This window comes from Streptomyces sp. NBC_00057, assembly GCF_045041165.1.
Taxonomy (GTDB): Bacteria; Actinomycetota; Actinomycetes; order Streptomycetales; family Streptomycetaceae; genus Streptomyces.
In genome coordinates this window covers 8,996,526-9,019,277 of record NZ_CP108256.1, presented here as the reverse complement: position 1 = coordinate 9,019,277, position 22,752 = coordinate 8,996,526, and the positions used below count along the sequence as shown (strand labels likewise).

The following is a 22,752-nucleotide window of genomic DNA, read 5'->3' as shown; positions in this document are numbered from 1 at the left end:
AGATGCAATCTTCCCATGCCGCAGCGGCGGTCTCATCCGCGTTCGACGACCCGAACCTGATCGCGCACGGCGGCCTGGAGCCGGTGGTGCGGTTGGCCGAGCGGTGCGGTCTGCCCGCACTGGTCGGGGAATACATCCGTCTGCCGGCCTCGAAGGACGGCACCGGTGCCTTCCCCGCGGCGAAAGTGATGTCGCTGGTGGGCGGCATGGTCGCGGGCGCCGACAGCATCGATGACATGCACCGGCTACGGCACGGCGCGATGGGCCGCCTTTTCTCCGGTGTGCGGGCCCCGTCCACGCTGGGGTCGTTTCTGCGTTCCTTCACGCACGGGCATGTGAAGCAACTGCATGCTGTGGCCCGCCGGTTCCTTCCCGAACTGGCCCGTCACGCGCCGTTGCTGCCCGGCGCGGGCCAGGTCGCCTACGTGGACATCGATGACACCATCCGCCGCACCTACGGCTACGCCAAGCAGGGAGCCGGTTACGGATACAGCAAGGTCAAGGGCCTGAACGCGCTGCTCGGCATCGTCTCCACACCCCTGGCCGCCCCGGTGATCGCCGCCACGAGGCTGCGCAAGGGACCATCGAACTCCGCGCGCGGGGCGGCGGCATTCGTCGCCGAGACCATCCGCACCGCTCGCGCCTGCGGCGCCAGTGGCCTGCTGGTGATGCGGGCGGACTCGGCGTTCTACGGCGCCGACGTCGTCAACTCCTGCCGGGCGCTGGGCGCGCGGTTCTCCATCACCGTGCGGATGAATGCTTCCGTCAAGGCCGCGATCGCCCGCATCGATGAGGGCGCCTGGACGCCGATCAAGTACCCCCAGGCGGTCTGGGACGAGGAGGGCCAGTGCTGGATCTCGGACGCCGAGATAGCCGAGACCGGCTACACCGCCTTCACCTCCAAGCCGAAGAAGCAGCAGGTCACCGCCCGTCTGATCGTGCGCCGCGTCAAACGCCTGAGCGCTGAAGCCGTCCCCGCCGGACAGGGCACGCTGTTTGACACCTGGCGCTACCACGCCGCGTTCACCGACTCCCCGCTCTCCTTGAACAATGCCGAGCGTGATCACCGACGGCACGCTGTCGTCGAGCAGGTGATCGCGGATGTCAAGAACAGCGCCTTCGCCCACGCGCCCTCCGGACATTTCCAGGCCAATGCCGCGTGGCTCGCCCTGGCAGCCCTGGCGCACAACCTGACCCGCGCCGCCGGCGCACTGGCCGGAACGTTCCATGCCAGAGCGACCACCGCCACCATCCGTGACCACCTGATCAACGTGCCCGCCCGCCTGGCCCGCTCGGCCCGCCGCCTCACCCTGCACCTACCCGAACGCTGGCCCTGGAGCACGGACTTCACCCAGCTCTTCAGCATCGTGCACGCGCCACCAGCCCTCTGACACTCCCTGACCGACCTGCCCGAAAGGGCCCGACACCTGCGGAAAAGTGGAAAAGCTGGACAGACCAGCGGCCACCTCACGCCCGAATCCGCAACTCAGCCCCGACACGCCCTGCACGACCCCGAACCAATCACACCACAATCAAGCCGGTGGATCCGGGCTCAGGCGTCCTTGAAGTTGGTGTTGGAGCCGATTTTTGAGGCGGATTTCCTCCCGTGCTCCTACGGGTTCCGTCCGAATCGCCGGGCTCACGATGCGGTGGCCGAGGTGCACCATTTCGCATCCCGCTCGTATGAGTGGGTTGTTGAGGGTGACATCAAAGCCTGCTTCGACGAAATCTCGCACTCCGCTCTTATGAACCGGGTGCGGGAACGTGTCGGAGACAAACGTGTCCTGGATCTGGTGAAGGCATTCCTGAAGGCAGGCATCCTCGGTGAGGACGGCACGCTGGTGGATACCAACGCCGGTACTCCGCAAGGGTCGATTCTTTCCCCGTTGCTGAGCAATGTGGCTCTCTCGGTCTTGGACGAGCACATTGCCCAAGGGCCGGGCGGCCCCGGAGCCAGCCCGTATGGAAGGGCCAAGCGACGCCGTCAAGGTCTGCCCAACTACCGCCTCGTGCGGTATGCGGACGACTGGTGCTTGCTCGTGAGGGCACCGAGGCGCACGCCCAAACCCTGCGGGAAGAAATCGCCGGGGTCCTGTCCACGATGGGCCTGCGCCTGTCGCCGGAGAAGACCTTGATTACCCATGTCGACGAGGGCCTCGTCTTCCTCGGCTGGCGCATCCAGCGTCACCAGAAGCGAGGCACCGGCAAACGATACGTCTACGTCTATCCGGCCAAGAAGGCCCTGGCGGCCGTCATGGCCAAGGTGAAGACAATCTGCCGGCGGAGCATGAACCTGTCGCTCGAAGACCTGCTGCGTCAGCTCAACCGGATGCTGCGGGGCTGGACCGCGTACTTCAAGTACGGGTGCTCGAACGCGACTTTCAGCTATTTGAGGGCCTACCTCTGGAAGGAGATCATCAGATGGCAGGAGCGCAAGCGGTGCGCACGAGCAGGTAGTGAAAGGCTCCGCAGGGGCGGACGCCCTCACCACAGGGGCCTGCCCAAACCGCGCAAACCTCACAGGTCGGGACACTGGGTAGCCCAGTGTCTGACCGGTCACGGACGCAGCGATGAGTTTTCCCGGCCCGGCAAGTCTCACCACCGTTGTCGACAACACAGGAGGAGCACGTGGCTCAGCTGCTGAGAGTCCAGAATTTCAACGTCTCGAGTGACGGAATCGGTGCCGGTGAGGACCAGAGCCTCGAGAGGCCATTCGGTCATGTCGAGCCCGAGAGGCTGTTCGCCTGGGCCGGCGCCACGGCGAGCTGGCCCATGCGCACCGACCCCGGGGGCAGCCGGGGCCTCGACGACTACCTCACGCGGGACTACGCACGCAACATCGGCGCCGAGATCATGGGCCGCAACAAGTTCGGGCCCCAGCGCGGGCCTTGGCAGGACCACGAGTGGCAGGGCTGGTGGGGTGATGAGCCCCCGTTCCGCACCCCGGTGTTCGTCATGACCCACCACAAGCGTCCTTCGTTCACGCTCTCCGACACCACGTTCCACTTCGTCGACGGCGACCCTGCCACGGTCCTCGAGCAGGCCCGGAAGGCGGCGCAGGGCAAGGATGTCCGACTCGGCGGCGGGGTTACCACCATCCGGCGGTTTCTCGACGCCGACCTCGTCGACACCATGCACGTGGCGGTCTCGCCGGTGAAGCTCGGGTCCGGAGTACGACTCTGGGAGTCCCCCGATGAGCTGCTCGACCGGTTCCACCTGGAGGTCGTTCCCAGCCCGAGCGGGGTGACGCACCACCTATTCTGGCGAAAGTGACCGGTCCTCAGGGCTGGCCCCGGCCGGCTGTGCCGCGACGCCGTGACGGCCGTTCGCTGCCGCCGATGTGATGGCCTACGTTCTGCCTGCGGGCAAGTGCAAACCTCCAGCCAGTTGCCCGACCTGCTTCGGCTGGGGCGTGCTGCCAGGCCGCACCTGCGGCGCCTGCCAGAGCTTTCGACGCAACGACGAACCCGCCGAGTGCCACGGCTGCCGCCGACCAGGCGACCGTTCCGTCCCCGACAGCTTCGGAGTTGCTCGTATGTCCACACAGATCACCGCGCTCGCAGTCAGCAAGTCCTTCGACGGCAGGCCGGTTCTCGACTCGGTGACCTGCTCGCTCGCGAAGGGCGAGTGCACCGGGATCGTCGGCGAGAACGGGTCCGGCAAGACCACCCTGCTGCAGCTGCTCGCCAAGCGGGAGCGCCCCGACCAGGGGGAGATCATCCTGCAGGCCGACGGCGGCGTCGGCTACCTCGCCCAGGACGGTGGCCAGCCAGCGGATGTGACAGCCCAGCAGGTCATCGACCGGGCACTGGGCGATCTTCGTGCGATCGAAGCGCGGATACGCCGCCTGGAGGCAGCGATGGCCGACGGTAACGAGTCGGCGCTCGACGCGTACGGCGAGGCCGTCTCGGCCTTCGAGCTGCGCGGCGGCTACGACGCCGATGCCCGGCTGGAACGCGCCCTGCACGGCCTCGGCCTGAGGCAGGTGGGCCGTGCCTCGACCATGGGCAGTCTCTCTGGCGGCGAACAGGTCCGGTTGCGTCTGGCTGCGGTGCTGGCAGCGGCCCCGGAGGTGCTTCTGCTGGACGAGCCGACCAACCATCTGGACGAGGCCGCCCTGGCATGGATGGCTTGAGGAGCACCTGCGCAGCCGGCGGGGCACCACAGTGGTTGTCTCCCACGATCGGGGCTTCCTCGAACACGTCGCTACAAGCCTGCTGGAGGTGGACGGGGACCGACGGAGCGTCGTCCGGTACGGCAACGGCTACGCCGGCTACGTCGCGGAGAAGGCGGCGGCGCGGCGGCGCTGAGCCCAGCACCACGACCGGTGGCGTGCCGAGGTCGACCGGGTGCGCGACTCGGCTTCGGGTACCGCCCGCCCGGGTGGCCCCCGGCCGGGCGATGAAGGACGGCAACAAACTGGCCTACAACCAGGCTGGCGCCCGCGTGCAGCAGTCCCTGGCCAGCTGCATCCGCTACGCCGAGGAACGGCTGCGCCGCCTGCTGGCCGCCCCGGTCCCGGCCCCGCCGGAGCCTCTGAACTTCTCGCCTGTGCTGCGCGCCGAACAGCTGCACGGCGCCGTGCTCGACGCCGTCGGGGTCGCCGTCGCCGGCAGACTCGACCCGATCGATCTGACAGTCCGGGCGGGCGAGCGCCTGCTGATCACGGGCGAGAACGGCGCGGGCAAGAGCACCCTGCTGCGCGTCCTGGCCAGCGACCTGGCCCCCGACCGCGGGCACGTCAACAGGCGCGGCCGGATCGGGTACCTCCCGCAGGACCCGGACCCCGGTTCGGCGGACGAGACCCTTCTGGCCGCCTACGCCCGTGGGCGGCCAGGGGAAGCCGACGACCACGCCGAACGGCTTCTGACCCTCGGGCTGTTCGACCGTGCCCGGCTGGCGGTGCCGGTCACGCGGCTCTCCACCGGCCAGCGGCAGCGGCTCGCCCTGGCGCGGTTGGTCAGCCAGCCTGCGGACATCCTGCTGCTCGACGAGCCCACCAACCACCTGTCTCCAGCCCTTGCCGAGGAACTGGAGACCGCCTTGGCCGGTTTCGCCGGCACGGAACCCTCAGCCTCTGATCGCGGGCACTCAAGCGGCGTGCAGAGCCAGGTGGGTTCCTCTCCAGCGCCGCCGAAGCAACCGGTCGTGGCTGACGAGGACGACTCCGTTCCAGAGAGGAATCGACTCACGATGCCGACCGCTCCAGCCGACCCCACCGTCCTGCACCCGATGCCCGAACAGCAGCGGGTGGTGCTGTTCAAGCCGCTGGTGAACTCCCCGCTGATCGAAGTCGGCGAGTACTCCTACTACGACGACCCGGACGACCCGGCTGCGTTCGAGACGCGCAACGTCCTCTACCACTACGGCCCCGAGAGACTCGTCATCGGTAAATTCTGCGCGCTGGGCACCGGAACACGGTTCATCATGAACGGCGCCAACCACCGTATGGACGGCCCCTCGACCTTCCCCTTCCCTACCATGGGCGGCTCCTGGGCCGACCACTTCGACCTGCTCACCAGCCTGCCCGGCCGGGGCGACACCGTCGTCGGCAACGACGTCTGGTTCGGCCACAGCGCGACGGTCAGCGGGAGCACGACGTCCTGGGCGAGGACGTCGCCCGGCTCTCCCCGCTTCGGCACGCGAACCTCAACGTGCTCGGCCGCTACAGCTTCCGGGTCTCCACCTCGGCCGGCGGCGGACTGCGTCCGCTGCGTGAGCCGGGTGCCGCCGGCGAGGAGGACCTGGACGACTAGGTGACTGGAACTTCGTCAGCGGACGACATCGAGGACCTGCTTCTGCAGGCCGTTGCTGTAGACCTCGTGCTCGACCAGCTTCAGCTTCTGGGTGTCCTTGTCCGTGGTGCTGAACAGGCGCTTGCCCGCGCCGAGCAGGAGCGGGTAGACGAGCAGGTGGTAGCGGTCGATCAGGCCCGCGTCGGACAGGGCGTGGTTGAGGGAGGCGCTGCCGTGGACGATGACCGGACCGCCCTCGGTCTCCTTCAAGGCGGAGACCTCGTCGAGCGAGCGCAGGATGGTGATCTCGCCCCAGTTGGAGACCAGGTCGTCGTCGGTGAGGGTGGTGGAGACGACGTACTTCGGCATGGCCTTGTAGTCGGCAAATTCTTCCATGTCAGGCCATACCGGGCTGAACGCCTCGTAGCTGACCCGACCCATCAGGATCGTGGTGGATTCCTTCTGCTCCCGCCCCTTGATTTCGAACGCCTCGGGGACGAACTCGACGTCCTTGAAGGTCCATCCGGAGTTCCGGTAGCCCGGTTCGCCGCCGGGGCCCTCCGCGACGCCGTCGAGCGAGATGAAGGCGGTGCTGATCAGGGTGCGCATGAGATTTCCTTTGCGTCTCGCGTCTGGTTTCCGGACAGGCGTCCGAAGCGGTTGGTGCAGGTCAGCTGACGATTCCGGTCAGCCATTGCTGCCAGGCAGCCTCGGCTCCGTCGGTGTCAGGCCCGAACAAGTGGTGGAACACCAGCGCGATGCCGGAGCCGTGGTGGAAGGTGTAGATCCCGTCGGCGGCGCGGATCTCCATGCGCTCGTCGTCGGACCAGACCACTTCGCCGTCCAGCGGCGGCAGTCCGGCAGGCCGGGCGTGTGCTTGCACGCCTACGGCGATCGGGCTCAGCAGCGTCAGCCCCCGGGCAAGTGCCTCCATCACCTCCGTCGGTGGCCGGCCGGACGGCGCCAGGGCGAAGACGGGAACGCCGGTGCGTCCGGGGAAGTGCGTCAGGTACTCGCGGAGCGTGTGGAGGTGGAAGGGCCAGCCGCGGCGCAGGGCGTCGTACTCGTCCTGCCAGTCGTCGCCGAGCAGGCCGCTGTGGACGACGCGGAGTACGGTGCTGGCGCCGTCCTGTCCCTCGATCAGGTACTCGAAGGCCATGAACCGGCCGTCCTCGCCCTCGGCAGTGCGGGTGGCGAAGCGTTCGCCGGGCTCGTAGGCGGTGATCTCCGCCTCCTCGCGGTGGCTGCCGGTGCTCATGGCGGCGATGCCGCCCTCGCGCGCCTCCACCTCGTTGCGGCCCATGAACCAGGAGTCGATCCCCGGTCCTGTCGCGATCGCTTCCCAGACCTGTTCCGGGCTCGCCGGCAGAGTCGTCTCCAGCTCGATCTCGAACGGGTGCGTCATGGTGCGGTTTCCTGTCCTGCTTCAGGTTCGGTCTTGAACGTCCCCCCGGATTGCTGCTGCGGGCCGGTCTCGCTCCCCTCGGGGCCGGGCGGCGGGGCGGGGATCTGGTGGAGCGCGACGATCACGCGGTGCTTCCGGCCTCCCGGGGCGGCCTCGTCGTGGTAACGGCTGACGAGGGCCGCCACCGCCCGGGCCAGCTCGTCGGCGAAGGCCGTCCGGTCGGCCGCGGTGGCGAACCGCACCTCGGCGTCGATACCGAAGGTGGCTAGGTGCTTGCGGGCCCGGGAGGCACCGGTCAGCAAGGAGCCGACCTCCTGGACCAGCCTGGCCCCCAGTGCCAGCAGCCAGCGGGCGGAGAGCTGGTCCGGGGAGCGGGACGGGTCCGGACTGACGGCGGCCAGGGCGCTCGGGGAGATCACGTAGGAGGCGGCGGTGGCGCGGTACACCCGCTCGGTGACGTTGCCCTTGCGCCGCTCTTCGGCGAGCTCGACCAGGCCGTGACGCTCCAGCTCCTTCAGGTGGTAGTTGACTTTTTGCCGGGGCAGCCCCAGGCGGCCAGCCAGCATGGCGGCCGAGCCGGGCTGAGCCAGGGCGGCGAGGATCCGGGACCGTATCGGGCCCAGGGACGCCTCGGCCGCGGCGGGTTCTTCGATCACAGCGACTTCCAGCACCACTCCAGCATCCATCCGACAAAATTATTTGTCAAGACAATAACTTTTGTCGGTGTATCCCCATCGGCCGCCCACCCTCCTCGCCCGCCTCGGAGAAGATCGGTCGAGGTGCGCTTTGGCGGCTCCACTTCCGTCGACACGGCCAACCCGGCGCGGTTGAGGCGGCTTCGCCGACACCTGCCTCGTCAGCGGACCCGCAGCTCGCTCGTCGAACTTCTGTCCAAGTCGCACCCGACTCGGCCGCCAGCGGTCGCCGTGCGCGCCCTCACAAACCTCCGCTCGCGTCCTCGACCGCAAAAAGGAGGTGGGAACCGTGAGCCAGCTGACTCTCATGTGCTCCCACCCCGTTCCGAGGACGCCGAGGATCTGAACGGGAGCGCGTCGCTACCCGGAAGGGCCCCTCACGTGACCGATCTGGTCATCCGCCCCCTCGCCCCAGGCGAGGAAGCACCTTTCGAATCCCTGCCCGATCCCGGCCTGGTCGGCTTCGCCGCCGGGGACAGGCGGGCGATGTCCTCGTCGCGGATCTCGTGGCCCTCGGCGCGGAGCTGGGCGACGGCCGCGTCGATGTACCGGGTCGTCCAGAGCACCACCGAATTCAAGACGAGACCCAGTGACCCCAACTGGTCTTATCCGAACTAGCCCCAATACCGGTGATTTAGGTCTTTTTCCGGGAGGTCGGGGCTGGTTTGGTGGGTCCGACGAGGGTGACGACTGGGGTGTCCGGCCGGGGCTGGTTGTTGTGTTCGGTGCGTTTGAGGGCCCAGTTGGACATCTTGCGTTTGATGACACGGGGATTGGAGCGTAACCGCCGTGGTTCCAGGAGCCGTTGACCGATTTCAAGCAGAGTCTGTGCGAGGGCTCGCGTGAGTCGGAAGGGGGGAAAATCCCGCCTGGGCGGTGACCTGGCGGCGGACAACGCGCACGGCGCGGGTGAAGGAGCTCCGGTCCGGATCGTGTCCCTCCTGTCGTGCGGCTTCGTGCATGAGGTCCCGCACGGCATGGTGAACGAGGAGGAACGCGAAGATCTCCTGCTCAGCCCCGGCCGGGTGCTGGGAGCGCAGGACCAGACGTGGCCCGCCCAGGTGGGTCTTGATCTCGTCCAGGGTGGTCTCGATCTCCCAGCGTTCGGCGTAGATCGCGGCAAGTTCCGCCGCCGGCGCGGTGTCCGGGTCGAGGAGGGTGGTGACCAGCCGGTAGACGGTGCCGTCCTTCCCGCGTGGGCCAAGGGTGTACTCGATGACGCGGACCCGGGCCGGGTCGGCCCGCCGGTTCCTGTCACGGGCGGCGACGATCTCCGACAGGTAGGAACCATCGGGCAGCGACGTCACCACAGGCAGCACCGCGTTGCTCCTGACCCGCCAGAGCAGGTCGGCGCCGGTTGCCGCGGCGGCCCGCCACAGGTCGAATCCGAGGAACCCGCGGTCTGCCATCAGCAGCATTCCCCGGGTCAACGACGAGAACAGGCGCCCGGCCAGCACGGTCTCGTGCACCGCCAGCGGACCGACCTCGGCAGCGAAGACCGCATGAGTGCCGCACTCGACCAGAGCCGCAACCCTGGCCTGCGGATACGCACTCCTGCCCTGACCACGACCGGTCCCCGGACGCCCGAAAAACCCGGCATTCGCCTCCGTGTCCGGCAGATCGAACGTCGTCCCGTCCACAGCCACCAACCGCAGCCCCCGAAACCAGGCGCCCCGCGACCCCGGGACGGCCACCGGCCGGCACACCCGGGCGAACAACGCCTTCAGTACCTCCGGCCCCAGCCGCAGCCGCGCCCGCCCAATCGCTCCGCTCGTAGGCACCCGCCACCCCTTTGCCCAGCGGCCCTGGCGCTCCAGACCCTGCGTGAGAAGACGCCCGACCTCCTCATACCCCTGCCCCGAAAACAGGCACATCGCCAGCACGAAATACACCACCACCCGTGCCGGAAGCAGCCGCTGACGCTGCTCAACACGCCCGCACTCCGCCACCACCTCGTCCACCAGATCCGGCGTAAACGCACGCGTCAAAACTCCGAGAGCGATGCGATCCGAAAACCGCTCGCCCCCGACCGACTTCACCTGTCCCGGCCTTGGCACACCCAACACAACGAGCCGACACCCTCAAAGTCACCGGTATTGGAACTAGCCCAGCTCGGCGGCGGGTCCGCCTGCGATCTGAAGTTCACGACGGAAAGTAGTCGTGAAGAAGTTGGGTGGACGCGTTCCGTCGGGCGTGTCGATCGCGTCGTCCCCGTGCGCTTCGCGGTCCTACTGTGAGAACGCGTAGGTCCGGACGGGGTCGAGGTGCAGTTCGTTGGGCCCGAAGCAGTCGGCCGCGAGGGTCGCGACCGGAGCGCCGCAGGGGCAGGCCCGGTTGAGCCCCTCGTCTCCGGTCGGTCCGCAGCACCCAGTGCTGTTTTCCCAGTTGGGCAGGGGCTGGAGGCCGGCGGCGTCGTCGGGGTGCACCAGCACTGTCTGTCGGCTGCCCGCCGAGATGACGAAGCCTTCTTCCCGGCAGACCACAGGGCCGCGCGACTGAGCTGGCTTCGGGTCCTCCTGATCGTCCTGCACGACGTAGGGGGGTCCCCAGGGCTCTGGATCGATCGCGTAGTGGCCCCGCGGAACGGTGGAAGGTGCCCGGCGTGTCTCCTTGTCCCGGTCGCGCTCGTCGTCGGAGACGTCAGGGATGGCGGCAAGCTCGGCCAGCTCCGGCGTGATCGCGGTGCCGCACTTGGAACAGAGGAAGACGGTCATCCCCTCGTTGTAGTGCTCAGGGCTACTGCTTCGCATCCTCGTTTCGCTGCTCGGAGTCGATGCGCGCGACGACGCCACGGAAATCGGGCATGCCCAGGTTGACGGTGATGTGCCGGGCCGCGAGGTCACGCATGGTGGCGAGCTTCTGCTCGGCGGCGGCGAGGCTTGCCTCGATCGCGGCGACCTCGCCGAGCCATCCCTGTTCCTTGGCCTCCTGGAGGCGGTCGAGCAGGTTCGCGTGGATCTCCTCCAGCCTGGGCATTTGCTCGGGATCGGGCCGCAGGACGGGGCATCGGATGCAGGCTTAACCGAACTGATCTTGGAGCGGCTTCTTCGCATCGCGGCCGCTGCCCGTTGACTGAAGGTGACCATAGAGATTCTCGTGCTGATGTGAGGTGCGGCGTGTCGCGTCTTTTTAGGGCAGGAGGAGGATCCGGCCAAGCTGAGACCGGTCTTCGAGTAGCCGGTGTGCTGCGGCTGCCTCGGCGAGCGGGAGGCGGGCGTGCACGGCGGTGTGCAGTTGCCCGGCAGTCGAGTATTCGGTGACCTCGGTCATTTCTCGGCGGGCCTGCTCGGGGTCGGCCGCGCGCCATGCGATGAGGGAGAACCCGGCCACGGATTTCAGGGCGAAGAAGTTGGTGACAGGCAGGCTGGTCAGCTCGCCGCTCGCAGCTCCGTAGATGACGATCCGGCCGAACGGAGCCAGTACGTCGAAGCTCCGCTGCAGGGTCTCGCCGCCGACGGAGTCGAGAACGACGTCCACGCCTCGCGGCGCGGCCTTGCGGACCTGGTCGGGCCAGTCGCTGTCCGTGTAGTCGATGGCGATGTCGGCGCCGCACTTGCGGGCGAAGTCGAGTTTGGCCGGTGAGCCGGCGGTGGCGATGACCGTGCCGGCGCCGAGCAGTTTGGCGAGTTGTACGGCCAGGTGGCCGATGCCGCCGGCCGCGGCGTGGATCAGTACCGTCTCACCCGGCGCAAGCCGGCCGGTACGCAGGGTCCGGAGTGCAACCGGGGCGCCCATGGGCAGCATGCTGGCTGCACCGAGGTCGAGTCCGTCGGGTATCGGGGCGAGCCATTGCGCGTCTGCGACGATGTAGTCGGCGAACGCGTCCTCGGCCAGCCCTGCGACTCGTCGGCCGACCTGCTGTGTGTCAACGCCAAGTCCGACGGCTTCGACGGTGCCCACCACGTCGCCGGTGAGTTTGCCGGGCAGGGGACGCTGGAAGATCGCCCCGCTGGACGGCCCGCGCCGGAACTTGGTGTCGACGAAGTTGGCCCCGATCGCCTCGGCCCGGATGAGTACCTGACCCGGCCCCGGCGTGGGGATTTCGACCTCCTCGATCGTGAGGACGTCCGGATCGCCGTATTCGTAGTAGCGGACTCGTCGCATGATGACTCTCCTGAGGGGCCAACGGGCAAGGGGTGCCACCGCCGGCAGCTAAAATGGACTTCCGGTCAACTTCGGCGACCGTACTGGACCGTCAGTCCAGTTGTCCATGCGGGGTGAGGAATCGATGACAGAAGGCCGCCGCGAACGTGCCGACGCGGCACGAAATCGGCACGCGATCCTGCTGGCGACCGAGGAACTCCTGGCGCGGCACCGGCCCGAGCAGATCTCGATGGAACAAGTCGCCGCCGCAGCCGGCGTCGGCAAGGGCACGGTCTTCCACCGCTTCGGCAACCGCATGGGCCTTATGCGGGCGCTGATGGCAGAACGGGCCCTTGCCCTGCACGAAGCCGTCACGACAGGGCCACCGCCGCTGGGCCCGGGTGCCCCGTCACGAGAGCGCCTCCTCGCCTTCCTCGACGCCGTCGTTGGCGTGGTCGCCCGCAACAAGGGACTCCTGGCCGCGCTCGGCCACGCCGTGACGACAGCACACAAGCCCGAAGAGGATCCGCGCAGCGCGCACCCCGTCTACCAGTTCTGGCACGGCCACATCACCTCGCTGATCAGCCAGGAGCGTTCGGACCTGGACGCCGAACTCCTGGCCCATATCCTGCTCGCCACCCTGCACAGCGACCCGATCCTGCGCCTGCTGGAGCAGGACGATGGCCAGCGCCTCGCCGATTCGCTGCGCACCCTGGTGACCGCCTTGCTCAACGCCTCGGCGGGCGTTGTCACGTTGTCGGGGGTATAGGCGTCTGGCGGTGCGTCAGGGCGTGGTCGAGGCGGCTCTCGGCTGTCGGTCAGGCCGTGGTGGGCCGGCCGGCGGCGCCGGTGATCTGGTCCCAGATCGTGAAGCGGACGGTCATCCCGAGGCGGTGGTCGGGTGCGGTGCGGTGGTAACGGCCGGGTCGGAAGTGGGGCGAGATGCCGCTGAAGGCGGCCAGGAATCTTTGGGCGCCACCGACGCTGCGGAAGCCCTTCATCGCGCGCTCGCGCTGCCTGTGGGCTGGTGCGAGTTCTCCGCCCGGTTGTTCAGTCCTTTGTGGGAGCGGTGCTCGACCGAGGGCATCACCTCGCGGTGGGCGGCGCTGTAGGAGCGGAGCTTGTCGGTGACGACCACCCGCGGCACCGTGCCGGTCTCTTTGAGGAGTCTGCGGAAGAAACGCCTGGCCGCGGCCTTGTCGCGGCGGTTCTGGATCAGGATGTCGAGCACGTTGCCGTCGACGTCGACGGCCCGCCACAGGTACTTCACCTCGCCGTTGACCTTGATGAAGACCTCGTCCAGGTGCCATTTATCGCCGGGCCGAGGACGGCGGCGCCGCAGGCCGTTCGCGTAGGCCTGGCCGAACTTCAGGCACCACCGGCGCACCGTCTCGTAGGACACCATGACGCCGCGCTCGAGCATCAGCTCCTCGACCTCGCGGAAGCTGAGCGGGAACCGGAAGTACAGCCAGACGCAGTGGGAGATGATCTCCACCGGGTACCGGTGCCCCCTATACGACGGCAACGCACTCTCCACAGCAGCAAGACCCTCCCGAGCATGATCAACCAGAAGATCATCCCATGCGGTCAGCCAACGTGACAGCGCCCGCTGAGACCTCCCGAAGGACCTTCAAAGCCGGGACGAGACTGGGAACCGGACCGACCAGCCGGAGCCTGACGGGTCCGTGCGCTGCGAGTAGGGCCTCCCGGACATCATCAGGCGCTGGTCCCCGACCAGCGTGTTCGCACAAGTAGGTGCCGCAGGACCCGCAAGAGAACTCCGAGTCCCGGGAGCTGCTTGCGATCTCTCGGGTTGGTGTCAGTGGTGGTGAGAGACAGTCGCCATCTCTGTGTTGTCACTGGTCAGCGGCGGTTTCGGGGTGGGGTTTCGCTGTCTTGGAAGTGAGAGATGGTGTCGGTGCCTGCTGTCACCGGGCGAGAGATGTGCAGGTCAGGCGCTGGCACGAAGGCGAGAGTTCTCAGTCAGGGCAGACGCAGGCCGGAAGGGGCCACCAGCCGTGCTCGGGCCGCGGCTCGCACTTCGGGCGTCTCCATCGGATCATCGCGCAGTACGGCGATCCGCCCCAGGGTCTCCGGGCTCGCGGGTGGCATTTCCTCGAGCGGGCGGGGAACAGCTGGCGGCTTCTCAGTCCTGGTCCGCGTCGTCCGTTGCGTGGGGAAGCAGGGGGAACAGCCGGGTGATAAGGGCCACTGGTAGAGCGCCGTCGGGCCGGGCCAGGGGGCGTTGTTCGCGGTCTTGGTAGGGCGCGAGCGCCTGTCGGATCACGTCCGCGACCCGGCTCATTTCTTCAGGTGTCAGGTAGGCGACGGCGCTGAAGGCTTCGCCGTGGCGCCAATCGGCCGGCGCCTCATCTCGCTGGGTCAGCCATCGCTGCCAGCTCTCGTCCTCCAGTCCTCGGGCCAAGTCACCGAACTGATCCTCCGCGGGCTCGCCAGCAGTGGGTGTGTGCTGCTTCAGACGCCAGGGGCGGGCGCGCCCCCCGCTGCGGGGGGCTTCTTCGATGTATCCGTGGCATGCGAGCTGCCGTAGGTGAAATGAGCAGAGACCAGAGCTGTAGCCCAGTCGGGAGGCTGCTTCGGTCGCCGTGACGGCGCCGACTTCGGCGAGCAGGTCCAGCAGGTGTGTGCGGACCTCGTGCTCGCGCAGTTCTTCGCCCGTCCTGCGTGTCTGGTCGTTCGGTGTGTTGACATCATCTTCAGTCACTTTGCAAACTCTGCTACTTTGCAAAGCGCTTGGCAAGCAGTGCTTGTTTGAAGGCATCAGGCTGCGGCGCCGTCCGCGGCGTCTGTGGTGTGCACCGAAGGGGAGACAGCTATGTCTGTTCGTCACGAGCGGTCCCATCCCGTCGACCGGCGAGTCCGTCTGCAAGGCCGTCCCGTCGACTCATATCCGGCTCTGTCGCCGGAGGCGGAACGGGGTTCGGTGCGCCGGGTCACGGTGGTGGGTGAGGAGATTCTGAACCGTTCGTGCCAGGACGTGACCGAGTTCGGCTCCCCCGAGTTGTCGGCGCTGATCGACGACATGTTCCTGACGATGTATGTGGCCGACGGTGCCGGCCTGGCTGCCAACCAGGTAGACGTCGACCTGAGGCTGTTCGTATACGACTGCCCGGACGACTACGGGGTCCGGCATGTCGGCCACATCATCAACCCGGTTCTGGACCTGCCCGATCCGGGTAGCCGCCGGCTCGTTGACGACTTCGAGGGCTGCCTGTCCGTGCCCGGTGCGGGCATGGCGGTTCCCCGCACCGATCGTGCCGTCGCTCGCGGGCTCGACAAGGACGGCAACGCCATCATCATCGAAGGAACGGGTTACTTCGCCCGGTGTCTGCAACACGAGACCGATCACCTCTTCGGCCACACGTATCTCGACCGGCTCTCCAGGCGGGATCGCAAAGACGCGCTGCGGCAGATGGCAGACCGCCGTGAGGACGTGTTCGCCCGACGCGTCATCAAGGCCGCCAGCCTGGGGCAGTGAGAGTTCGGTGCACTCACTCGCTCCGGGCTGCGAGTCTCACGATGGCTGCATAAGAGGTCGCGCAGATATGCGCGGTGGTGGACCCCGGCAGTAGTACAGGCACAGGTCCTGGCGATCATGGAGTTGCGATGATGACGCTCTTTGAAATTCCCCACCCCGTACTCAGGCGGCGGACAGCCCTGCTCACGTTGTTCCCCATCCTCCTGTTGGGAATGGGATGTCTGATCAACTCGGCACGAGAAGGAGCCGAACGCCGTAAAGTGCCCAGATGTCTGCCGCGCACGCGCGCCCTTGGCGCTCCGCTGTCGAAGCCCTCCTGACGGATCGCTATTCCTCGCCCGTCGAGGTCGACGCCTGGGAACGCCTGGAACCCCGGGCTGTCGCGCGTGCGACACTCCGTGGCGTGGCGGCTCCCAGGACTGTGGTCGTCAAATGGGTGCGGGGTCATCCGAGCGAGACTCGCACCGAACCCTGGCGACTCCGTTCCGAGCTGGCCACGCTCCGGTTCCTCTCCGACGACCTCGGTCTGACGCTTGCCCCTCGCGTCATCGCTGCCGACCTTTCCGAGGGACTCATGGTTCTGGAAGATCTGGCACCCCGCACTGCCCTGGACCACCTGCTCCGCCGTGACGGCGCTGCAGCCCATTCCGATCGACTGGCCGTCTTCGCCCGTGCCTACGGCGAACTCAACGCCGCCACTGTCGGTTACGCCGACACCTACCGCGCGCGACGGGCGTCTCTCGGGACGAGCAACCCGGAAGCCGATCACGTGGGCTGGTTCGCCCAGCTCCGGGACGAGGCGCACGGACATACCGCGGTTCCCGGCGCCGCCATCACTGGACGAGCTGAGATCGAACTCAACGCTGCTCTGACTGAGTTGAGCGAGCCCGGCCCGTTCTTGGCGCTCAGCAACGGCGATGCGGAGACGAACAACATCTTGCTCCACGAGTCAGGTCCCGCCGACGCCCGCCTCATCGAATTCGAGTCAGCGGGCTACACCCACGCCCTCCTCGACGCTGTCTGCCTTCATGTCCCCGGGCCGGCATGGATGACCGTGGGCGACCCCATGAGCACCGGCCTTGGCGACCACTACCGCGGCGCCCTGGCCAGCGGCGTTCCCCAGGCCGAGGATGACCTGCGGTACGGATTCGGCCTGGCGGCGGCTTGTATCTCCTGGGCGATCGTCCGTCTGCAACGGTTCGCCATCCTCGACGTCCGTGCACCCGGAGACCACAGCAGGCCACAGCTCGTCGAGACGTTGGAGGCCACAGCCCGTACCGCCGAGGCCCACGGCGTCTTCCCTCACCTCACAGGCTGGGCCTGCCGCACAGCCGACCTGCTGCGCCGGCGCTGGCCCGACGCGGACGTGGACTTCACCAATCCCGCTGCTTTCCCGCCCTACACGGCGCGCCGCTGACTGACCAGGACGTCTTCCAGCACGCGGCAATATCCGTGATCGCTGCCCCAGGCTGCCGATGAGGTCGGCCCCGGACCTGTTCTTGTTCAGCGGCGCAATCAAGCGGGGAAGGTGAGCGACCCTGGGGAATTTCACGAATCCTCATCACGGTCACAGGCCCCGGGTCCCACCACAACTCATCGTGAAGGATGAACTGGTTCACCTGTCGCACCGCTGTGCTGCCGCACTCGCACCGCGATGTGATCTTTGCTGTCTGACCAGTCACCCGGGCTCCCCCGTGTTCCACTCCCGCGGCAGATCCTCGCCGCAGAAGACGCAGACGAAGTCCTCCTCCCGCACGATGTTGAGCTCCCGGCAGGAGCGGCATCGGCGGAAGACCACCTCGTGCGTGAACCCGGACGGGCGATGGATCCCGATCCGGTCCAGGGCCTCGGCCACGGCTGGCCATGAGCTGACGTCCGGACAGTAGCCGGTCGACTGGTTGCTGACCTCCTCGACCACCCACCGTCCGGACTCCTCGCGGAAGCTCATCTCGCCGGCGCTCAGCACCTCTCCGCCGCCAGCGCACACCACGTGCTCGCTGCGGCGCGGAGCCAGTCGCAGTACCCCGCCGCCATCGATGACGAACGTGAAGGGCTCGGCCAACTCATTCAAGGTCAGCGCAGAGACCCACTCGCCGAAGTCCGCTGATGAGTGGATGCTCCGACCTTTACTACCCGCCTGGACGAGCGCCTTCAGCTCCGCCGGACCCACATACCGATATCTCTGCCCCCGCGTCTCCACGCACACCAATCTAGCGGCTCATGCAGCCCAGCTGACGACCCGAAGGCTGGCCCCGGCAGCCGGCCCCTTGTCCGGGTGCGCCGCCCGGCCGCGCACGCCGCGTTTCTCCTTGACCTGCCTCGCTAGCGGCCATCGTCAGACTGCGGACAAGGGGTGCCCGTGCACGCTGCTCCTTCGGATCAACGCCCCGGGCCGGGGCAGCGAAGGAGACGAGACGATGAGTCCCGGCATGGCCCGTTGCTGTACGCCTTGTCCGCGGCGAGGCTGTCGGGCTTTTTGCGCGGTCTGCCCGGACCGGTGCGCGGAACGCGGATCTTGTCGAGTACGGGGTCCAGTTGGGTGCAGTCGGCCCGTTGGCCGGGTGTGACGCTTCAGGTTCTCGTGGTGGAACAACTCGAAGCTGACGTCGCGGTCGTGTCCCACGTTCCCTCCCGACCCCAGCGGCCGGGCCGAGGCGCGTACGGAACGGCTGCCGGTCAAGAAGTCGCCGTACGGCCCACTGGGCGCCTCCGAGTACGAAACGACCCCCCGTCGGAGCGGTGCCCGAAGGGCGCTCAGATGGCAGCCTGCGGCCTCGTGTTGTGCGCGCTGGCGGAACGGAGTCAGGAGCGCGAAGCGGGGCCGGCTGTCGGTGGCGGCTGCCACAATCGGCCCGTGATCGAGAACCGCTTTGACTGGCAGCAGTTCTTCCGTCGTTGGCAGGAGGAATGGATCCCGGACGAGGACGATGTGGAGGACCTGGCGGAGGGCGGCCTCACCCTCGCCGACCTTGCCCTCGCCGCCTCGCCCGCGGCCGAGGCGGAGATAACCGCCGCTGAGGAACGCCTGGGCACCCGGCTCCCTCCGTCCTACCGGCAGTTCCTCGGGGCCAGCAACGGCTGGCGGCTCGACAAGGGGTCCATCTACCGGCTGGGCGCGGCTCACGAGATCGACTGGTTCGGGGATCCGCTTGAGCTGACCGCGATCTACCAGGAGGGGTTGACCGAGCACTCGACCGAGCAGGAGGTGCTGCTGGCCGGGATGTGGCGGCGGGCACTGCAGTTGGAGACCGACTCGGACATGTCCTACGCCCTGCTGGACCCGGGCGACACCGACGAGGACGGCGAGTGGGCTCTCTACGTCTACAAGGGGTGGAGCGGCGAACCGCCGGATCGGTACCCGTCGTTCCGCGCTTACATGCAGCGGATGTACCAGGACTTCCACTCCGCCCGGGCGGGCAGTCCCGGCTTCGTGAACGACACCACCCGGGCCCTGGACGCCGACGTGGAGCGCGCGCGGCGGGAGGCCCTGAGCGGGAGGTGGGAGAGTGCCCAGGAGCTGCTCACCGAGGCGGAGCAATACGGACGGCCCTGCGCCCGGAGCATGCTGCGGCAGCTGGAGGTGCTGTCGCGCGGCGGCGGGTACTACGGCTTCGGTGAGCTCGTCGCCGATCCGCGCTACACGGGCGAGCTGGTGCCCGTGATGGCCGCCGCGCACCTGCGGGACAACCGTTCCGGCGTCCTGCCCCGCCGGTTCGTGCTGGGCACCGAGACCGACGACGGCGTCACGGCGGGCGCGGACGCGATCCTCGCCCAGGTGCGCGACGGTTCCTACCGCTATGCGCCGGACGGTGCCTTCGGACGGGCGGTGGCCGAGGCGCGGGAGTCGGCGAGGTGGGGGGACACGGACGCGGCGTGGCGCATGATCCGTGCCGCGCTGCCGTTGTGGTCGCCGCCGGGGCCGGACCTGCTGGCGCCGCTCGGTCTGCTGGCGGACCCTGTACTGGGTCCGGTGGTGACGCGGGAACGCGGCCTGGAGCTGCTGGCCACGCCTCGGGCCGGCCGACCGGGCCCTGTGCCCGATCCGGTGCCGGACCTGGATCCGCCGGGACTGTGCTGGCTGGCGGACACTCCGCGGTGGAACGCCCCGCACGACTCCTACCGGTGCCTGTGGGTGGAGGGCACGGAACCGGAAGCGCTGCCCGGCCTGGTCGGAGAGGACGGGTGCGCGGGCCTGACCGCTCCGCCCGGCCGCCGTGCCGGGCGGTTCCACCACGGCCCTGGGCAGTGGGACGATTCGGCGCCGTGGGAGGACCGGGCCGTGGTGTCGGTGGGCCGGACGGGCTCCGGGTGGGCGTTCGCCTGCGACGCGGCCCCGCGGACGTCGGCGCCCGGGAACTTCTTCGTGTCCCCGGCCGCCGCCGCCTCGCGCGGTGGACGCGCGGTGGTGCTATGGGCGCGCCGCGCTCGCAACGGCCGCCTGACGGTGTTCCACCTGTCGGTCGCCGAGCAGGGCGAGGAGCTGTACGCGTACACGCTGCGCGGCACGGACGTCGAACGCTCGGGGCCGGTGCCCGGGACCCTCGATCCGGAATGGGTCCTGCACGGCGTCGGCGAGGCGGACCGCGAGCGGTGCCTGCTGGCCGCCGTGCAGGACGAGTTCGGTCTGTCCCTGCCCCGGCACGCCCTAGTCGAGGGCGTACTGCCGCAACTGACCACACGGTCCTGGAACCGTGCGCCGCGGGAGGGCGAGGCCTACGGGTACACCACGATCCGCTTCGGGCGGTGACGAAGACGCGCCGCCCGGCACGGGCCGGCCACGCCGGGACCACGGGAACTACCGGGAATAGTGCGGGGTGAGGGAGCCCGGTCAATGTGGCTGTCGCCACGGCAACGAGCCAGGGCTGGTGGGTGAGTGCCGAGTGTCCACGCATAGAGCGAGACCACCCGGCACTGAGCCGACGACAAGCGCGCCCACGACGAGCGCGGTGATTCCGCCGGCCCTTGTGGTAGACGGGTGCAGCGTCGACGATGCTGCTATGTCCATCGCATGCCGGTGGTGGACAACTGCTCCACCCGCTTCGACGACAGCGTCGCGATCCTGCTCCGCTGGTTACCGATCCATACCCCTAGCTTCAGCTCTCGGACCTCCTGGTTCTTGCCACTCCCGCCGCCCCCGCCGCCCCCGTCGCCCCCGTCGCCCCCGTCGCCCCCGACGACGATCCGCTCGACGTGCTTCCTCAGCACCCGAGACGCCCCTTGCGCTCGTAGAACTGCCGCGCGGCCTCGTAGTTCTGCCGGCCCGCCCCCGGTGCCGTCGGTGTGGGGCCCCTTTGCCTGCCGACGAGCCGACCTCTACGCCTCCGCCTCTGCTGCCCAGGCGCAGCCCAGCTCGGCGAGGGCCGCCCGTTGTTCCGCATCCAGCCGGTCACGCCTGGCCCTCTGATTGCTGAGAAACACACCCAGCTTGATCACCGTGCCATCCGGCAGCTCTTCAACATGCGCCCTACCCACGACGACCTTGTCCTCCCGAGCGATGTACTGGGCGAGGGCCTGCACGCCCCGCTGGAACGCTTGCTGCGCCCTGCTCGGGCCCTTCGTCGCGCGCCCCGCCGCGGGGGCGGGTGACGGTACCTGAGCGGGCTGTACGCCCAGCTTCGATAGCCGTTCCTGCTGCTCGCTCGACAGTAGCTTCCAGGTGCCTGGCTGTTTCTGCCGCTGGAGCCACCGTCCGAGGTCGTCGCCGTCGAACTGCACGCCGGGTTGGATGTCGGGCAGGCTGCCGTCGGCCTCGACCAGGTCTGCGAGGACGCGGTGGTGGCGTTGCCAGTCCAAGGGCCAGGGGCAGTTCCAGTCCGGGTCGACTGCGGTCAGCTGCTTCGCGCGCTCTGCCGCCCGCTCCGCGTCCTTGCCCAGGCCGCTGTTCCGGCGGAGGTTGGCCAGGTGTTGCCCGATGGGCATCATTGCCTCGCCCTCGCCCCAGACGGCGTCCTGTCGTGGTGCGAGGTGCCCGGTGGCGCGCCGGTACGACCGCAGCGCGGCGAGCTTGTTCTCCCACGCCTCCTCGCCCGGCTCCCAGACCATCCCGGCCTCCGGCAAGTCGAGCAGGGTCTTGCGCCGTTCCTCCAGCTCACCCGCCCGCAGCGCCTTCCGCTGCTGGTGCACCCACCTGCCCAGCGGGAAGTCCTTCGTGACCCCTACTTCGACCTCCACGTCATACGGGACGGCGTGCAGGCCGGTGATCTCGTTCTCCGCCCGCCACCGGAGCAGGGCCTGGTAGCCCTCCAGCCACACCAGGGACTCCGGCCGGTAGACCCGGGTGCGCAGGAACGCCGCGATGGTCGCCGCGTCCCTGGGAGAGGAGAAGTGGAGCAGCGCCGCTTCGGCGGCGGCCTGGGTGTCGTCCTGCTCCTGGTCCTCGCCGTCAGCCTTGCCGCCGGCCCCGACGATCCGTCCTTCCTCGTCGCGCTGGACGTGGTCCTTGCGCTGTCCGCTGGTGAGGGCGCGGGAGGCGAGCTGCTCGACCAGGTGCTCATCGTGCGAGCGCAGGCCCTGGAGTACGGCTACAAGGGGGCGGAAGCTGGCGCTGGCGACCATGTCGGTCGGGTCTTCGCCGGGCTCCAGGAAGACGGGCACGATGATGCGGGCGATCTTCGTGGTGCCGTCGCGGTTGAGTCGGAGGGCCCGGCCGATGTTCTGCACGATCTCGACCTGGGAGCCGCGGGTGTCGGCGAAGCAGACGGCCTCCACGCCCCGTTCGCCGGTGATGTCGACGCCTTCCCCGAGCACGCGAACGCTCGCGAGGAAGGCGCGGTGCACCCGGCGACCAGCCGCGTCGATGCCGTTGGCGAACTGCGGCAGCACCTCGCGCCGCTCACTGACGAGGTGGTCGCCGCACAGCCACGCCGACCAGACCCGGTCCGGGGGTACGTGGCGGCCGGCCTCCAGCTCGTAGAACTCCGCGTCGATCGACGACTTCGGCAGCCGGTCCGCGGCCGCCAGGTCGTCATCGGAGGCGTCGTTGACGTACAGCTCGGCTGCGGTCTCCGGCAGTTTCTCCGCGAAGGCCGCCGCCTCCTCCACCTTCTGGTGGAACGTCATGACTGATGATCTGTAGTTTTTTGTCGGTGGTGGTTCGGCATGGTGATGTCAGTGTGGTGGGTATCGGGTTTCTGCTGTTCAGCCTGTTGTGGTCGGGGATTTGGGTGGTGAAACGGATGCTGATCGGGGGCTGACGTTCTTGGCGATGCTGCAGGTCGGTTAGTTGCCGGTTGGTATGACGTGGCCGCTGGGCACGTGCAATCTCTCGGTTCCGTGTCAGCGGCGGTGATATCAGCGGTAAGGCCGGGCCTGGATGGGGTAGCGCCGAGGTAAGCC

19 protein-coding genes and 5 pseudogenes are annotated in these 22,752 nt (G+C 68.4%); 10 read left to right on the top strand and 14 right to left on the bottom strand.

Annotation, left to right across the window (positions count from 1 at the left end; genetic code table 11):
* Positions 1-2 precede the first annotated feature (2 nt).
* The 6 genes and pseudogenes from OG953_RS42750 to OG953_RS42725 form a co-directional block, all read left to right on the top strand.
* A complete protein-coding gene (locus tag OG953_RS42750) occupies positions 3-1,391 on the top strand; it encodes an IS1380 family transposase (protein ID WP_405691452.1) in 1,389 nt (462 codons plus the stop codon).
* Positions 1,392-1,571: 180 nt separating this feature from the next.
* Positions 1,572-2,135, top strand: a complete 564-nt coding sequence (locus tag OG953_RS42745; protein ID WP_405692422.1) for a reverse transcriptase domain-containing protein — start codon at positions 1,572-1,574, stop codon at positions 2,133-2,135.
* Positions 2,030-2,644 carry a group II intron maturase-specific domain-containing protein gene (locus OG953_RS42740; protein ID WP_405691450.1) on the top strand — a complete coding sequence of 205 codons (615 nt, stop codon included), beginning with the start codon at positions 2,030-2,032 and terminating at the stop codon, positions 2,642-2,644. Before OG953_RS42745 ends, OG953_RS42740 begins: the two co-directional genes overlap by 106 nt.
* Positions 2,629-3,273, top strand: coding sequence for a dihydrofolate reductase family protein (locus tag OG953_RS42735; protein WP_405691448.1), 645 nt, complete (start codon positions 2,629-2,631; stop codon positions 3,271-3,273). Before OG953_RS42740 ends, OG953_RS42735 begins: the two co-directional genes overlap by 16 nt.
* 262 nt (positions 3,274-3,535) lie before the next feature.
* Positions 3,536-5,061: pseudogene (locus OG953_RS42730) on the top strand (ABC-F family ATP-binding cassette domain-containing protein); the annotation flags it as partial.
* 132 nt (positions 5,062-5,193) lie between these two features.
* Positions 5,194-5,586, top strand: a pseudogene (locus OG953_RS42725) (antibiotic acetyltransferase); the annotation flags it as partial.
* Positions 5,587-5,771: 185 nt separating this feature from the next.
* Here the strand turns inward: OG953_RS42725 and OG953_RS42720 are convergent.
* From OG953_RS42720 to OG953_RS42685, 8 genes and pseudogenes are all read right to left on the bottom strand, one after another.
* Positions 5,772-6,344: a dihydrofolate reductase family protein gene (locus OG953_RS42720; RefSeq protein ID WP_405691447.1), complete on the bottom strand. Its 573-nt coding sequence runs from the start codon at positions 6,342-6,344 to the stop codon at positions 5,772-5,774.
* A gap of 61 nt (positions 6,345-6,405) precedes the next feature.
* Complete coding sequence (locus OG953_RS42715; RefSeq protein WP_405691445.1) at positions 6,406-7,140, bottom strand: SRPBCC domain-containing protein; 735 nt, start codon at positions 7,138-7,140, stop codon at positions 6,406-6,408.
* The gene (locus OG953_RS42710) at positions 7,137-7,811 is read right to left on the bottom strand and encodes an ArsR/SmtB family transcription factor (protein ID WP_405692420.1); all 675 of its coding nucleotides are present in this window, start codon (positions 7,809-7,811) and stop codon (positions 7,137-7,139) included. The genes OG953_RS42715 and OG953_RS42710 overlap by 4 nt, the downstream gene beginning before the upstream one ends.
* A 401-nt stretch (positions 7,812-8,212) precedes the next feature.
* Positions 8,213-8,440: pseudogene (locus OG953_RS42705) on the bottom strand (Tn3 family transposase); the annotation flags it as partial.
* A gap of 210 nt (positions 8,441-8,650) precedes the next feature.
* Positions 8,651-9,892 (bottom strand): IS4 family transposase, encoded by a 1,242-nt coding sequence (locus OG953_RS42700; RefSeq protein ID WP_405692418.1) that lies wholly within the window; start codon positions 9,890-9,892, stop codon positions 8,651-8,653.
* A 171-nt stretch (positions 9,893-10,063) separates the two neighbouring features.
* The gene (locus OG953_RS42695; RefSeq protein ID WP_405691443.1) at positions 10,064-10,549 is read right to left on the bottom strand and encodes a hypothetical protein; all 486 of its coding nucleotides are present in this window, start codon (positions 10,547-10,549) and stop codon (positions 10,064-10,066) included.
* A gap of 22 nt (positions 10,550-10,571) precedes the next feature.
* Positions 10,572-10,811, bottom strand: coding sequence for a hypothetical protein (locus OG953_RS42690; protein WP_405691441.1), 240 nt, complete (start codon positions 10,809-10,811; stop codon positions 10,572-10,574).
* 153 nt (positions 10,812-10,964) lie between these two features.
* Positions 10,965-11,939: a zinc-binding alcohol dehydrogenase family protein gene (locus OG953_RS42685; RefSeq protein WP_405691439.1), complete on the bottom strand. Its 975-nt coding sequence runs from the start codon at positions 11,937-11,939 to the stop codon at positions 10,965-10,967.
* 124 nt (positions 11,940-12,063) lie between these two features.
* On the opposite strand from OG953_RS42685, the gene OG953_RS42680 reads away from it, so the two are divergent.
* Positions 12,064-12,687: a TetR/AcrR family transcriptional regulator gene (locus OG953_RS42680; protein ID WP_405691438.1), complete on the top strand. Its 624-nt coding sequence runs from the start codon at positions 12,064-12,066 to the stop codon at positions 12,685-12,687.
* Between the two features lie 49 nt (positions 12,688-12,736).
* Here OG953_RS42680 and OG953_RS42675 read toward each other — a convergent pair.
* From OG953_RS42675 to OG953_RS42665, 3 genes and pseudogenes are all read right to left on the bottom strand, one after another.
* Positions 12,737-13,455: pseudogene (locus tag OG953_RS42675) on the bottom strand (IS6 family transposase).
* Positions 13,456-13,901: 446 nt separating this feature from the next.
* A complete protein-coding gene (locus tag OG953_RS42670; protein WP_405691436.1) occupies positions 13,902-14,030 on the bottom strand; it encodes a hypothetical protein in 129 nt (42 codons plus the stop codon).
* A 34-nt stretch (positions 14,031-14,064) separates the two neighbouring features.
* On the bottom strand, positions 14,065-14,643 hold the full coding sequence (locus OG953_RS42665; RefSeq protein WP_405691435.1) for an ArsR family transcriptional regulator: 579 nt from the start codon (positions 14,641-14,643) through the stop codon (positions 14,065-14,067).
* A gap of 111 nt (positions 14,644-14,754) precedes the next feature.
* Between OG953_RS42665 and def the strand changes: the two genes are divergently transcribed.
* Both def and OG953_RS42655 read left to right on the top strand, forming a co-directional pair.
* Entirely contained in the window at positions 14,755-15,417 is a 663-nt protein-coding gene (gene def / locus OG953_RS42660; RefSeq protein WP_405691433.1) for a peptide deformylase, read from the top strand.
* 268 nt (positions 15,418-15,685) lie between these two features.
* Positions 15,686-16,834 carry a hypothetical protein gene (locus OG953_RS42655; RefSeq protein WP_405691432.1) on the top strand — a complete coding sequence of 383 codons (1,149 nt, stop codon included), beginning with the start codon at positions 15,686-15,688 and terminating at the stop codon, positions 16,832-16,834.
* Between the two features lie 261 nt (positions 16,835-17,095).
* On the opposite strand, the gene OG953_RS42650 is transcribed toward OG953_RS42655, so the two are convergent.
* Positions 17,096-17,617, bottom strand: a complete 522-nt coding sequence (locus OG953_RS42650; RefSeq protein ID WP_405691430.1) for a hypothetical protein — start codon at positions 17,615-17,617, stop codon at positions 17,096-17,098.
* Between the two features lie 654 nt (positions 17,618-18,271).
* Between OG953_RS42650 and OG953_RS42645 the strand changes: the two genes are divergently transcribed.
* Positions 18,272-20,164: an SMI1/KNR4 family protein gene (locus OG953_RS42645; RefSeq protein ID WP_405691428.1), complete on the top strand. Its 1,893-nt coding sequence runs from the start codon at positions 18,272-18,274 to the stop codon at positions 20,162-20,164.
* Between the two features lie 248 nt (positions 20,165-20,412).
* Here the strand turns inward: OG953_RS42645 and OG953_RS42640 are convergent, their stop codons facing one another.
* Both OG953_RS42640 and OG953_RS42635 read right to left on the bottom strand, forming a co-directional pair.
* Positions 20,413-20,622 (bottom strand): hypothetical protein, encoded by a 210-nt coding sequence (locus OG953_RS42640; protein ID WP_405691427.1) that lies wholly within the window; start codon positions 20,620-20,622, stop codon positions 20,413-20,415.
* 108 nt (positions 20,623-20,730) lie between these two features.
* A pseudogene (locus OG953_RS42635) lies at positions 20,731-22,482 on the bottom strand (Helicase associated domain protein); the annotation flags it as partial.
* Positions 22,483-22,752 lie beyond the last annotated feature (270 nt).

Coding starts and splice junctions, on each gene's coding strand:
- OG953_RS42680 (WP_405691438.1), top strand. CDS start 12,064: ATGACAGAAGGCCGCCGCGAACGTGCCGACGCGGCACGAAATCGGCAC.
- OG953_RS42670 (WP_405691436.1), bottom strand. CDS start 14,030: ATGCCACCCGCGAGCCCGGAGACCCTGGGGCGGATCGCCGTACTGCGC.
- OG953_RS42750 (WP_405691452.1), top strand. CDS start 3: ATGCAATCTTCCCATGCCGCAGCGGCGGTCTCATCCGCGTTCGACGAC.
- def (WP_405691433.1), top strand. CDS start 14,755: ATGTCTGTTCGTCACGAGCGGTCCCATCCCGTCGACCGGCGAGTCCGT.
- OG953_RS42685 (WP_405691439.1), bottom strand. CDS start 11,939: ATGCGACGAGTCCGCTACTACGAATACGGCGATCCGGACGTCCTCACG.
- OG953_RS42715 (WP_405691445.1), bottom strand. CDS start 7,140: ATGACGCACCCGTTCGAGATCGAGCTGGAGACGACTCTGCCGGCGAGC.
- OG953_RS42720 (WP_405691447.1), bottom strand. CDS start 6,344: ATGCGCACCCTGATCAGCACCGCCTTCATCTCGCTCGACGGCGTCGCG.
- OG953_RS42655 (WP_405691432.1), top strand. CDS start 15,686: ATGTCTGCCGCGCACGCGCGCCCTTGGCGCTCCGCTGTCGAAGCCCTC.
- OG953_RS42695 (WP_405691443.1), bottom strand. CDS start 10,549: ATGACCGTCTTCCTCTGTTCCAAGTGCGGCACCGCGATCACGCCGGAG.
- OG953_RS42690 (WP_405691441.1), bottom strand. CDS start 10,811: ATGCCCAGGCTGGAGGAGATCCACGCGAACCTGCTCGACCGCCTCCAG.